Annotated in this window: 8 protein-coding genes and 1 tRNA gene; 3 read left to right on the top strand and 6 right to left on the bottom strand. The window is 56.2% G+C overall.

Annotated features, from left to right (window positions below):
* Positions 1-28 precede the first annotated feature (28 nt).
* The 3 genes from AB6729_RS07340 to AB6729_RS07330 form a co-directional block, all read right to left on the bottom strand.
* A complete protein-coding gene (locus AB6729_RS07340) occupies positions 29-1,117 on the bottom strand; it encodes a LacI family DNA-binding transcriptional regulator (RefSeq protein ID WP_371080927.1) in 1,089 nt (362 codons plus the stop codon).
* A 150-nt stretch (positions 1,118-1,267) separates the two neighbouring features.
* On the bottom strand, positions 1,268-2,701 hold the full coding sequence (locus AB6729_RS07335; protein ID WP_371080926.1) for a sugar porter family MFS transporter: 1,434 nt from the start codon (positions 2,699-2,701) through the stop codon (positions 1,268-1,270).
* A gap of 2 nt (positions 2,702-2,703) precedes the next feature.
* Positions 2,704-6,117, bottom strand: coding sequence for a DUF5107 domain-containing protein (locus AB6729_RS07330; protein WP_371080925.1), 3,414 nt, complete (start codon positions 6,115-6,117; stop codon positions 2,704-2,706).
* Between the two features lie 239 nt (positions 6,118-6,356).
* Between AB6729_RS07330 and AB6729_RS07325 the strand changes: the two genes are divergently transcribed.
* Together AB6729_RS07325 and AB6729_RS07320 are read left to right on the top strand one after the other, a co-directional pair.
* A tRNA-Gly gene (locus AB6729_RS07325) sits at positions 6,357-6,431 on the top strand.
* Positions 6,432-6,482: 51 nt separating this feature from the next.
* Positions 6,483-7,628, top strand: coding sequence for a peptidylprolyl isomerase (locus tag AB6729_RS07320; RefSeq protein ID WP_371080923.1), 1,146 nt, complete (start codon positions 6,483-6,485; stop codon positions 7,626-7,628).
* Between the two features lie 59 nt (positions 7,629-7,687).
* Here the strand turns inward: AB6729_RS07320 and AB6729_RS07315 are convergent, their stop codons facing one another.
* Entirely contained in the window at positions 7,688-9,307 is a 1,620-nt protein-coding gene (locus tag AB6729_RS07315; RefSeq protein ID WP_371080922.1) for a S41 family peptidase, read from the bottom strand.
* Between the two features lie 271 nt (positions 9,308-9,578).
* Here AB6729_RS07315 and AB6729_RS07310 point away from each other — a divergent pair, with 271 nt between their 5' ends.
* The gene (locus tag AB6729_RS07310; protein WP_371080921.1) at positions 9,579-11,462 is read left to right on the top strand and encodes a peptidyl-prolyl cis-trans isomerase; all 1,884 of its coding nucleotides are present in this window, start codon (positions 9,579-9,581) and stop codon (positions 11,460-11,462) included.
* 74 nt (positions 11,463-11,536) lie between these two features.
* Here the strand turns inward: AB6729_RS07310 and AB6729_RS07305 are convergent, their stop codons facing one another.
* Together AB6729_RS07305 and AB6729_RS07300 are read right to left on the bottom strand one after the other, a co-directional pair.
* Positions 11,537-11,686, bottom strand: a complete 150-nt coding sequence (locus AB6729_RS07305) for a hypothetical protein (protein ID WP_371080920.1) — start codon at positions 11,684-11,686, stop codon at positions 11,537-11,539.
* Between the two features lie 88 nt (positions 11,687-11,774).
* The gene (locus AB6729_RS07300; protein WP_371080919.1) at positions 11,775-12,785 is read right to left on the bottom strand and encodes a HEAT repeat domain-containing protein; all 1,011 of its coding nucleotides are present in this window, start codon (positions 12,783-12,785) and stop codon (positions 11,775-11,777) included.
* Positions 12,786-12,833: the final 48 nt, after the last annotated feature.

The raw sequence follows: 12,833 nt of genomic DNA, 5'->3' as shown, positions 1-12,833 counted from the left end.
GAGAGCTCGGCAGGACGCAAGCTGAACGTTATGGCAATTCGCTTTCGATCTCTTCATCGGTATCGACGATGTGACTGGAGAACAGCGGAAGATTGCTGCGAAAGATGACGTGCGGTGCGAGTCGCACGTAGGGGTGCGATTTATCATCACCGCGCAGATAGCGGAGCAGTGCTTCGAACGCCACCTTACCCTGGGTATAGGGTCGCTGGTAGAGGGTGGCCATCACCTTGCCGAACTCGATAAGAGGGATCAGCTCCTGAAAAAGATCCGTTGTGACGATCTGCACCTTGCCAAGCAATTTCAATTCGTCAAGCGCCTTGAGTACGGGCATGCTGTTTGCTGTGCTTAGGTAGATCCCCTGCGGATGGTCTTTGCTGCGCATCAGCGTAAGCGCCTGCTGGTACGCCTGCCTGGGTTGTTCATGACTTTCCAATGCTGGCAGCAGCATCAGGTGCGGAGCCTGTACCGCAAGCGTAGCTGCAAAACCACGTAGTTTTTCCGCGTGGTCCATGGTGTATAGATCGCCACTGAAGACGGCCACGTTCGACCGCTGTGGCAGCTTCATTGCCAACAACTCTGCTGCGATGGAGCCGCTGACGTAGGCGTGCGCTGCCACGGATCCCATGCGGTCGGTGTTTGGCGCATCGCTTCCCACGCACATCATGGCAGTGCCATTGCGTGAGAGCGTACGGATCAGCGAGTCAAACTTGCGCGTGTCGCCTGGCAGAAAGATGATGCCGTCATAGTGTCGCTTCAGGGCCCGTTCAAACGCTTCCACATCTCCCACGCCCAGCCGCGGATATTCGTGAAACTCCAGGGAAACCTGAACGCCAACCGTTGCGGCTGCTGCGGCACGAATGCCGGCACGTACAGGATCGAAGAAATGTGAGATGTGCTTCGGGAGAATTGCTGCAATGGAAAGTTTGCGATTCAGTTTCAGAGCTTGTGCCGCAAGGTTGGGTGTGTATCCCATCCGCTCTGCCATCTGCAGCACGCGCGTCTTCGTCTTTTCGCTAACGCCGGTTCTGCCATGCAATGCGCGGTCCACCGTGCCGATGGACACATTCAGTGCTCGCGCAATCTCTTTGATTCCGGCTGTTCCCTTTGATTCAGACATGCTCTTCCTTGCTTCACCCTGGCGATTGACGGGATGGGACACATTGTCTCACTCCGTTAGAGGAGATATCCCGAAATTTCTGCAGAGCGATAGGGACGTGTAGAAATCCGTTTTCTTTCAGATGTGGTCTGGTTCGCCACAGGATAGTTCTCACTGTCGTGCCAGTGCCCGCTCGATCTGTTCCAGGCTGCGTCCCTTGGTTTCAGGTACAAAGAAGAACACCAGTGCCCAACCCAAGAGGCAGATCACGCCATAGGTACGGAAGATTCCGCCCGTTCCCAATGCCTTGTTCAACAATGGAAAGGTATACGTCAGGGCGAATGAAGCAAGCCACAGAGCGCTGACTGCTATCGAGACAGCTTGGGAACGAACGCGATTCGGGAAAATTTCTGCGATCAAGACCCACGTTACCGGTGCAAGTGTCAGAGCATAACAACCGATAGCACTCAGCGTCAGAATCAGGATTGTTAGGGCGGGCCAGTGGTTTGCATAGGCAAATGAACATGCCAGGTGTGAGGTGCTGATACCGATACACCCCAGCAGCATCAACCCTCGGCGTCCTACGCGATCCACCAGAAGCATCGCAATGATAGTGAATACCAAATTGATTGTGCCTGTGATGACGATGTTCAGCAGGATGTCATTCGCACCATAGCCTGCGCTCCGGTAAACGTCTGCTGCGTAGTTGAAGAGGACGTTGATACCCGTCCACTGTTGCAATACGGCCAACGCAATACCAATGAGGACGATGCGGCGCACAGGTCTTCGCAGAAGTTCGCCCCAGGTGGAACGTCCCGCGGCACTCTCTGCGTTGATGACTGTCTGGATATTGAAACATTCGGCATCTGCATAGGAGTTGCCACCGATTTTCGTCAGCGTTTCCAGTGCTTCTTTGCTTCGTCCGCGAGTCAACAGCCAACGCGGACTCTCCGGTATGACGAGCGATGCCACAGTGAAGACCAGTGATGGGATTACCACTGCTGTAAACATCCATCGCCAGCCATACTGAACATTCCATGAGGCCATCAGCTGAGCTGCACTCAAGCCCGAAGGAACAGGACGAGCGATGCGCCAGTTCACAATCTGTGCCAGCAGAATGCCGATGACAATTGCAAACTGGTTGAGACTTACCAACCTGCCGCGAAGGTCCGCCGGGCTGATCTCCGCGATGTAAAGCGGCGAAACATTGGAGGCGAGGCCGATAGCAATACCGCCAACGATGCGCCATGCGATGAAAGCGGATAGAACGTAAGACCATCCGGTGAGTGCAGAAGAAATTGCGAACAGCACGGCCGCAACAAGTAGAACGGGCTTGCGTCCGAGTCGTTCCGCAAGGGAACCAGCGGCAAGCGAGCCTGCGAGGCACCCGACAAGAGCGCAACTGTTCACCCAGCCGATCAGCGAGGGGGACACGAGATGGAAGTACATCTCATAGAACTCTCGCGCGCCTCCGATGACAACCCAGTCATAACCGAAAAGAAGTCCACCAAGCGCCGCCACTACCGCAATGATCCACACGTAGAAGCTGCGTTCCGCCGGCACAAGGATCGAAGATTCTGTCGTGTGGATGGCCGGTCCTTGCATGCTCAACCTTCTTTCGCTGAAAGTGTCGTGAGAAGATCAATCGCGCCAGTGTGGCTGCGATCCTTTGCGATCACTTCTTCCAGAAGATGCTTTGCCTGCTGCTTGTTGCGCAATCCAAGCTGTGCCTGCGCGTGTAGAAAGCGTGCCGTGATGTTCTGGCGTTCCGTCAGGTCTTCCTCAAAGAGCAGCATTGCCGGAAGCGATGTCGCGAAGTAATCGATCTTCGGTGTTTCCGACTCGAGCTTCGATGCATAAGCGTCTATCGCGCGGAAAAGATTGCTCGCCTCTTGTTCGCGTCCCAGTGTGCGCAAAGCCATGGCGGTCCAGTATGTGGTTTCAGAGATGGATTGCACCTGCATCTGCTGAAAGTCACCCTTCTGATTGGCCGCTCGTTCGAGAGCGCTTATGGAGCGTGCCGTATTTCCTGCAGCAGCCAGTGCAACGCCCATCCAGTAATCAATCATGCTCAGATTCATTAACAGGTGCTTGGCTTCACTCAGGTTCTGCGGTGGGTTTGCCGCCAGTTCCAGTAGAGCAACTGCAGCGGAAGCATTCCCGTCATGGAGGGCTCGTTGTGCCAGCAGCAGGTTGGAACGGACATACTGCGTCAGCACCTGGCCTTCGCCGCCTTCCCAGGGACCGAAGCTGCGACTGAGTAACAGGTCGTGCGCACGCGCAGGTTGACCAGTGCTGTTCAACAAGGTGGCTAACTCGTTGGAAAGGTCATCGCGCTGCTCTACCAGATATGTGTGATCGAGAAGATTCTTCAGGCGCTCTTCCAGAGGGAAACCAATGCGCTTCCACAACTGATCCTGCTCATATGCGATACGTGCATCGTGCGGCGCAAGCGCACGGGCGCGTGCAAATGCGGCGGCGGCCCCTTCTGCATCGTGTTTCACATTGAAGCGTGCGAAGCCAAGATTGCGCCACGGAGTTGGGAACTCGGGAGCCAGTTCTGTGGCGCGGTCCCAGTGTGCCATCGCTTCGTTGTAACGGCGGCGGTCATACAGAAGATTGCCAAGATAGTAGTGTGCATGTGCGTCCGCAGGATTTTCTGCGATGGCACGTTCCAATAGCAGCAGCTCTTCCAGACGACTGGGAAAGACATAAGAAGGATCGGCTGCAGCAGCCTGCTGTCGCATCGCTGCGGACTCGTCTATGCGACCAAGCTGACGGAGAATCTCAGCACGCAGATAGAGGCGAAGCGTGGCGCCGCCATCAAAGTGATCCGGAACATCTTCGTTGATTGCCTGAAGAGCTTCTTCCAGCAGACCTGCGCGCATCCAGTCGAACGCCATATCAATCTGGTTTTGTGCGTTGGCTGGTCCATGTCCGGATTCCAGAAAACGGCTCATCCCATCCAATGGATCCAGCGAGCGCACCTGCGCAATGAGCGCCGCAGCCTCGCCGGAACGGTTCAACCGCTGCAGCACAACAGCCTTCAGATTAAGCGCATTCAAATTGTCGCCGTCGGCAAGCAACGAACGGTCAAGGTGATCCAGCGCCTTTGTCCATTCCTTGTGTGTACAGTCAGTTTCGGCAAGCCGATGATAGCCAGCTCCGCGCCACGCCGCATTCCATGTGCTCTTGTAAAAGGCGTCATAGGCTTCGTCGAATCGGCCCTGGTATCGCAGCGTAAGCCCGAGATTGTAGTAAGGCTCACCATCACTCGGGTTTGGATTGCGCCTGGTTAAACGGGCAATAGTGGTGCGCAAATACCTCTCTGCGATGTCGAATTCGCCTCGTCGCATGTAGGAGCGACCAAGCGCATGGTTTGAACGGCTGTCACCGGGATCGCGACGAATGGCTTCAAGCCAATATGGTTCCGCAGTACGCGTGGGATGACGATATTGCTCCAGATGGAGGCCATTCAGAAAAAGTTCGTCACTGCTGGTTACGTCCTGCGGCAGCGGTGGTTCCGTGGCCTCATCAGGCTGCTCGACAGGACCGATTTCTGTGGGGGCATACCGCATGAACACGTGGCCTGCCTGCGAGACACGAATCTCAAGTGCATCGATGGCACAGTCGATGGCAGTGTGGAAATGATGAGGTTCCTGTGTCAAAAGGTCAGCATCCCAGGTTGCCAGTTCTATCCCTTCACGCAGCAGAGAAATTCTGCTTGAAGGACGATCTGATGTGACCTGCAGGTGAACAGTAACGTCGTGTGCATTGGTTTCCAGACGCAGTGCTCCATCCAGATTCGCGAGATCCGGTGTGCCGATGGCACTGACCGGATACCAGAACTGGCTGAAGGTTTTCGTTTCCCCTGGAGCAAGAAAGCTGAAGTCCGGCTGGTTGTCGGTGTAGACGCCCGACATGAGTTCGATGTACGGACCATCGCTATCTGTCAGGCTGCGATCCCACGCATACCCGAATTCGTGATTGCCCCATGTCCACTGCTTTTTCCCAGGAGAAATATGATGGTCCGCATAGGCTACGGTACCGGCGTCTGCGGCATGATCGTAGCCCCCGAAGAAGTCTTCGCGCGAACCGACGATCATGTAACTGGTGGGAACCGGGATGTTCGCATACCAGCCAAGGTCGTTCGGCGGATACGAACCATCGGGGACAAAGTGTGAAGGGCGTTCGTCCGTGGGGACGCCCGTGCGAGCGCGTTCGCCGTAATCCACGCCATAGTAATGGCCTTTGCTCAGCGGATATTCCGTGACGGCGCGCTTGGCATGGTCCGCTGCAAATCGCACGTCATGCGGAAAGAATGATTGGTATTTCTCGTGCACATGCGTGGCTACGTTTGCCCACCACAAGAACGTTTGGGTGTCCTGCGTGCGGTTATAAAGACGGACCTTCACCTCAACATAGGCCTTGCCCGGATGAAGGCAGATACCATGCATGCCCTTCATGCGAGCCATGGGATCGTGGTCGCTGCACCAGATGGTGATCGAACCATCGTCAGATCGTTCGATAGAGACTTCCACCGGCATAAAGGTGGCAGGACGATGGTGCTGCGGCCAGTTGAACTCGACGCCGCCGGAAATCCACGGTCCTGCAAGCCCTACGAGCGCAGGCTTAATCACGTTCTGGCGATAGAAGAAATCGTAGCCTGTGCGCTTATCCAGACCAATGTGGATACGTCCGCCAATCTCCGGCATGACCATCAGGCGGAGAAACTCGTTCTCTATGTGAACGGCTTGCCAAGGGCGCATCTCTGGCTTCGTTGAGATAGAGTCAATGACCGGCAGGGGATACACGCGGCCGCTGCTGCCCTGATACACGCGCTTTTCCAGGAACAGTGGGTTCTTGTCTGGCGGAGCTGGCAGATAGGTGAGCATGTCCACCGGCTCGCTCCATGCCTTCACCTCGCCTTGCTCCGATGATGGCGCAGTGGGCAATTGAAGCTTTCCCGGAGTGACAGAGACGGGCGACGTCTCTTGAGTGGAGGAGATCCGATACGTCATGAATTCAGAGACCTTCCCAAGAGACAAAATCGATTGAGCCAATTCGACAGAATCTATTGGAACGTACATTATTCTATGACCGTGTACGTTACCGTTAGCTGACTATAGGGGGTGCCCGCTGAACGTGTCAAGAAAAAAGCAGGATCGCTACTATCAATGGCAAATGGCTTTGGGCCCCGCGACGAGTCCGTTTCCCAAAGACGCTTACGGATCAGTCGCGCTATAATCGCCTTCACTGAGCGGGAGTAGTTCAGTGGCAGAACGTCAGCTTCCCAAGCTGAATGTCGCCGGTTCGATCCCGGTCTCCCGCTCCAGTTCCTTCTTTGTCCAGGTCATTTAGAGCCCGCTTGCGATATACCTGCTTCATGCGTATTCCGCTTGCTCTTATTGCCGTTGTGGCAGTAGCCGTGTCTCCCTGTCTTTCAGCGCAGCTCGCTGTCATGGATACCTCGATGGGACGCGTGACCTGTCATCTGTTCGCGGACCGGAAGCCTGCAACTACCGCTATGTTTGTCGGATTGGCCAAAGGCAACGTCGCATGGAGCAGTGATGCGGGAAAACCCTTCTATGACGGCACGGTGCTTCGTGGCAGCTCGGGAGCAATCTCCGGAGGGCTGCGGACTGGCGTTACGGTGAAAGCGCTTGCAGATTCTCCCCTGGAAGACCCGGGTGATCGCAACTTCGATGCACCGGGACTGCTGGCGATGGTTGGTGAGAAGGGGAAGATGACGCCCCGATTCACGATTCTGGATCACGCCAATGCGGAATCCGATTCGCCGAATCGATCTATCTTTGGGCTGTGTGATGCTGCTTCTGTGAAAGTGGTGCAGGAGATTTCGCATCGTCTTACTTCTGCAGATAATGATCCCTCTGCAGCCGTGAAGTTGCTTCGTGTGGCGATCGTGGACGATGATTCATCCGCACCGCCACCATTGAGTTCGACACCTCTGTCTCCTGTTGCACAAGCGAAGTTGCAGGGGCCGGAACCAACAGGTCGCGTGGCGGTCTTTCATACCTCGATGGGTAATCTGAGCTGCCGTTTATTTGAAAAGGAATCGCCTATTGCGGTGCAGACCTTTCTTGGATTGGCGGATGGAACGAAGGACTGGACGAATCCTAAAACGCATGCCGTGGAGCATGGTGTGCGCTTTTACGATGGGATGATTTTCGACCGTGTTCTACCGGATTTCGTTATCCAGACAGGCGACATCACCAACGACCCCAGCGGCGCAACGGACATTGGATTTCGCTTTAAGAATGAAGACACGCCGGGGCTTACTTACGATCGTCCGGGACGCCTTGCCTTTGGCAACAACGGTAAAGACACGAACAACAGCGAACTCTTTTTCTCAGAGCATCCAATGCATCGCCTGGATGGCGGGTTCACCATTATCGGGCAGTGTGATGAGGCATCTGTGAAACGCATCGAGGCAATCGCATGTGTGCCGCGTGATGAACACAACCGCCCTCTAACACCGGTTGTCATTCGCAGCGTGACGATTCATAACTAAGCGCACAACAGAAAAGCCGCCAGTCGTGGCGGCCTTTCTGTTCATGGCGTTGCAGTGAATTACTGGATGCTTGCTGTCTTGGTCTCGCGAGACTTGTCGCTGCGCTCTTCCAGTGCCAGGGCTTCCGGCATGAAGGTGAGAGCTTTGGCAAGAGCCGGGTCTTCGTCACGAGCGACCTTGAAACCGGCGTTTGCACCGAACTGCGAGATGAAAAGCTGGCTGCGGATGTTGGTCTTCAGCCACGTCTGATTCGTGTTGAAGTCCGCATCTGTGTAGTCGATCTTTTCGGCCTTCAGATAGCTCTTGAAGTCGGCCAACGCCGCATCATCCACGACGAAGTCCTTCGATACGGTGTGATGTCCAAGGTAGCGCTTCATGTAATCGAAGAAGACACCGTGCGAAAGCATCGTGCCCTGGAAGGAATTTGCACGAGGCGATTGAATCGCCTCGTCGGGCGTAATGCCGCCACCACCGTAGACCGTACGACCACTGTCTGTCTGCTTTACCTCAAGGTTGGACTTGTCGGCCGGCTTGGCGTCGTTGCGGACGTAATAGTAGTCGTACAGTGAAACACCGTTGTAATCACGCTGGATGAGGCGTCCGCTTGGCGTGTAGTAGTGATAGGTCGTCAGGGCGAGGCCGGTGTTTTCGGCGATCTGGAAGACGGTCTGCACCAGTCCCTTGCCGAAGGTGGTTTCGCCCACAATCAGCGCACGATCATGATCCTGCAACGCACCAGAGACGATCTCTGCCGCAGATGCCGTGTTGCGGTTCACCAGAACGATGATGGGATAACGCTTGCCCTGCTCGCCGTGGTTGGCGCGATAGACGACATCCTGGAAGCTGCGTCCCTTTTGGCTGACGACGATGTCGCCCTTGGTCAGGAACTTGTCGCTCATGGCTACGGCTTCATTCAGCAGACCGCCGGGGTTGCCGCGCAGATCGATAATCAGACCCTGAAGATCGGGGCCAAACTTAGCCAGTGCATCGCCCACTTCATGCGAGGTGGTTTCCATGAATTGCGTGACGTGAATATAACCAATGCCGGGACGGACGAAATCGGCCAGATCGACTGAGGGACGGGGAATCTCGTCGCGCACCAGATCAAAGCTGATGGGCTTGTCCTGTCCTTCGCGCAGCATCTGCACGGTAACGTGGGTTCCCTTGGCGCCTTTCAGCAGGTTGCTGACTGCGAGGGAATCCATGCCGTCGGCATTCTTGCCGTCGATGGTCAAGATGGCGTCACCGGGGCGGATGCCGGATTTGAAGGCGGGCGAGCCGTCAAAGGTGTCCATGACGATCACGCGCTGCACGCCGTCCTTATTAAGCTGCGGCTGGATGTGCATACCCACGCCATAGTAGCGGCCGTGCTGGTCCTCGCGCATCTGCGCGTAAGCCTTTGGATCGTAGAAGTTGGAGTGGGGGTCCAGCACGTGCAGCATGCTCGGGATTGCGCCGTCATAGATGATCTTGTCGACATGGTCCTTGTCCAGCTTATCCGCGTAATTCTGCTCCACCAGGGAATATACGTCCGTAAACTGATGCAGGCTGTCGCGAACGGCACTCTCGTCCGTGGTGGACTGGGCGTTCACGCTGTTGTTCACCAGCGAGCCGCCGACCGCGCACGTGGCGAAGAACAGCGAGAGAGAAACTACGGCGCGGCGGGTGCGTGTGGACATGCGGTATCGGAACCTCAGCTTGCTGCTTCGACCACTCCTCCAGATCGCGAGGAGCGCTCCAGAGTATGACGGAGTATAGCACCGGTATGTCACCCGGTGCGGGGAGGGAGCCACGTCGATTTCTATCCTGCGAAACACGGCAGCGTCCCCTTTATCCGCTCCGGGACTTGTAGAATGGGAAGATGGTTTGGACGATGACGATGGTTTGCCTTCGCTCGTCTAACACCGTGCGGGTCAGTGTGCCCGTTTCCAAGTCTCTCCGCAGGTACGCATGACCGAATTGAACAGGCTGTTCCGCGCCGGCATCTATGCCGGAGTTCTTCTCTCCACCGCTGCCGTGGCCGTAGCTCAGACCGCGCCGCAGAACATGCCGCGTCCGCGTTACCAGTCGCCGGGCGTGCCGCAGGCGCAGCAGATTGCAGAGCCGACGCCGCAGTTCTCACTGCCGGTTACGCCCTCCATCACGCCGAATGCGACAGTGGTGGAAGACATTGTGGTCCGCGTAAATGACCAGATCATTTCGCGCTCGGACGTCCAACGCGCCGAGGACCAGTTGCAGCAGGAATTGGCATCCAGCCGCGGCAACGGTGGCGACCCTGCTGAGCGGCAAAAGAATCTGCTGCGTGATCTCATCGATCAGCAGCTTCTGTTGTCGAAGGGCAAGGAACTCGGCCTGAATCCGGATACCGAAGTTGTCCGCCGCATGGACGAAATCCGCAAGCAGAACAACTTCCCGTCCATGGAAGCTCTGGAAGCCGCGGTTCGCCAGCAGGGCCTGTCGGTGGAAGATTTCAAGGCGAATATCCGCAACAACATCATCACCAGCGAAGTGATTCGCGATGAAGTGGGTCGCAGCCTGAGCGGCAAGATCTCTGGCCCGGCTCTGCGCGAATATTACGAGCAGCACAAGGCGGACTTTGCTCAGCCGGAGCAGGTGCGACTGTCGGAAATCCTGGTACCGACCGCAGCAAATGCAGACGATACGCAGATTGAAGCAGCGCAGAAGTCGTCGCAGGGTATTTACGACAAGCTGAAGGGTGGCGCGGATTTTGCGGCTACCGCCAAGTCTTCGTCGGGCGGTCCCACGGCGGCGCAGGGCGGCGATCTGGGCCAGTTCAAGCATGGAGCATTGGCGCAGGTACTGGAAGATAAGACATTTCCACTGCCGGTTGGCGGTTTTACGGAACCCATCCGTACCCGTCAGGGTTACGTCATCCTAAAGGTGACGGAGCATCAGCAGGCAGGCTCGCCGCCGCTGGAGCAGATTGAAGGCGACGTGCAGAACGCAATGTATCAGGAAGCAATTCAGCCTGCTCTGCGCGCCTATCTGACAAAACTTCGTGAAGAAGCGTACCTGGACGTTCGCCCGGGATTCGTGGACAGCGGCGCCAGCGCAAAGGAGACGAAGCCCGTCTTCTCCGCGTACGTGCCGCCAGCTCCGAAGAAGAAGCAGGTTGAAAAGCAGCGCATGGATGAGCGTAAGCGTGTGCAAGCCGTCGCGGCCGCGACACCAGCCACACAGGAGTTGGACAAGAACGGTAAGGCGAAGAAGATTAAGCGCGAGAAGATTCGTTATGGTCAGGCTCCGCGCACAGCGTTGCCGGAAGGCGCCGCCGATGGTGATGCCGCAAACGCTGCCACCAGCGCGGCCGCTCCGGGACAGGCCATCAGCCCCCTGCAGGAATCGACGAACACTGTCGCTGCAAATGCTCCGGATGAGACCGATCCAATGGCTCCCAAGCAGGAAAAGCATGCGAAGTCGCGTTATGCCAGCCGCGCAGTGGAAGTAAAGCAGAAGAAGGCAAACGTACAGAAGGCCAAGGTCATCGAAAAGGCCAAGGCGACGCCGATTGCTGCGACCTCTGTTGAGAAGCAGGATAAGTCTGTGCAGTCTGGCGCGCTTGGTTTGAATGGCAGCACGGCCGACAAGAAGAAAAAGCCGAAGCGTCAGAAGGGCGAAACCAAGGAACGCCTGCAGGAGAAGACAGTTGAGAAGCCGGCGCCGCTGGATGACAACGGCCTTCCTGATCGTTTGCACCAGGTTGACGGTCCGAGCCAGCCTGCGACTGGCGGCGGCGCCGCCGCGGGGACTTCCACCAAGCCTGCAGGCGATACGACACCGCCACCAGCTCCAACGGACAAGCCACAGCAGTAGTCTTGGCAGAAGAACAAAAGGGACAGACGAATCGTCTGTCCCTTTTGCTTTGCCTGACGAACCAGTCAGTTGTATTACGGTTCGTTGCGTGTCATGCTGGCCGCCGGTTGGTAACTGTTGAGGTGAAAAGATTTTAGGGAAAGGATGCGCGATGCAACGACAGCATTCGCTGTCGCCTCACCCGCCAGTTTGCTGGTACGGAGCAGCACCTCAAAGTGAGGCATGCGATTGCTCTTTGCGTAGGGCTGACCGAGCAGGCGCGACCTTATCCGTATTCCTACCCAGTTATTGATTCGTATGAGGACCACGCACTTATTGTTTTACGAGTTGCGTCAGATACTCCAGTGCGCGTGGATCGTTGGACTGTCCCAGCCAGAAGACCGCCTGTTTGCGAACGGCAGCATCTTTATTGTTCTGTGCCAGTTCAATAAGGCGTGGAGTACCTTCTTCATTCGGCAGTCTCGACAGAGCGAACACAGCGGATTTACGCACGCTTTCATCAGGATCGTTTTTCGCCGAATCGCTCAGACTGCCGGCAACACGCTTGCCAGCAATGTTTGCCATCCAGAACTGGGCTTGTTTGCGCACCTTCGACGATGTGTCCTGATGCGCCGTGCGGATCAGGATATCTGCCGCGGAGGGCTCGCGAGTCAACGTAAGATCGAAGGTCAGCTTCTCACGAAAACGATCATCCTTATCGTCGCGCAGCCAGTTATCGAGGGTCGGAAGTGCCGCTTTGCCATGCTGTGTGCTGAGCCAGAAAGCAGCCTTCTCACGAACCTGCAAATCATGATTTGCAGAACCGAGCGCTACCAGCGCAGGTACAGTTGCGTTTGCATTGTGAAGGCTGATGGCAAAGATGGAACTGTCGCGCAGTTTATTTGATGCGGCTTCTTCTGCCAGAGACTGAAGCAATGCAATGCTTTGAGTAGGATCAACCGTTGGCAGAAACTCGACCTTGGTTCCACCTGCATCCAGTTTGCGTTCCGGGTCTTCCACGCGGATGGCCTGCACTGCATGGTCAGCGACGCGCAGTAGAAGGAGTGCACGATACGACTCATGCGTATTGTCGTTCTGATCGTTTCTATCGCGATCATGATCGCTCTCAAGGTATGCCACGCTGTCGGGGTTCCAGCCGTTCTGGATTTTGCGTGAAGTAGGAATGGTGTAGGTCAACCACGAAACGGTGTTGGCGGATTTGAGTGCGTTGATTTCACTCGTCAGATTTGACGTGGATGCGACGCTGAACTGCCCATTCTGAATCTTCGGCTGCTGTGCCGCGAGCGGAAGAGCGAGTAACGAAAGCAGGATTATTTTGCGCATGGCGCCTCCTTCAAAGCATGGAATGTCCAGGACATGTCGAGACATGTT

The organism is Terriglobus sp. RCC_193 (assembly GCF_041355105.1).
Classification (GTDB): domain Bacteria; phylum Acidobacteriota; class Terriglobia; order Terriglobales; family Acidobacteriaceae; genus Terriglobus.
This window is presented reverse-complemented; position numbering and strand designations above follow the sequence as displayed.

Coding starts and splice junctions, on each gene's coding strand:
- AB6729_RS07340 (WP_371080927.1), bottom strand. CDS start 1,117: ATGTCTGAATCAAAGGGAACAGCCGGAATCAAAGAGATTGCGCGAGCA.
- AB6729_RS07335 (WP_371080926.1), bottom strand. CDS start 2,701: ATGCAAGGACCGGCCATCCACACGACAGAATCTTCGATCCTTGTGCCG.
- AB6729_RS07330 (WP_371080925.1), bottom strand. CDS start 6,117: ATGACGTATCGGATCTCCTCCACTCAAGAGACGTCGCCCGTCTCTGTC.
- AB6729_RS07320 (WP_371080923.1), top strand. CDS start 6,483: ATGCGTATTCCGCTTGCTCTTATTGCCGTTGTGGCAGTAGCCGTGTCT.
- AB6729_RS07315 (WP_371080922.1), bottom strand. CDS start 9,307: ATGTCCACACGCACCCGCCGCGCCGTAGTTTCTCTCTCGCTGTTCTTC.
- AB6729_RS07310 (WP_371080921.1), top strand. CDS start 9,579: ATGACCGAATTGAACAGGCTGTTCCGCGCCGGCATCTATGCCGGAGTT.
- AB6729_RS07305 (WP_371080920.1), bottom strand. CDS start 11,686: ATGCCTCACTTTGAGGTGCTGCTCCGTACCAGCAAACTGGCGGGTGAG.
- AB6729_RS07300 (WP_371080919.1), bottom strand. CDS start 12,785: ATGCGCAAAATAATCCTGCTTTCGTTACTCGCTCTTCCGCTCGCGGCA.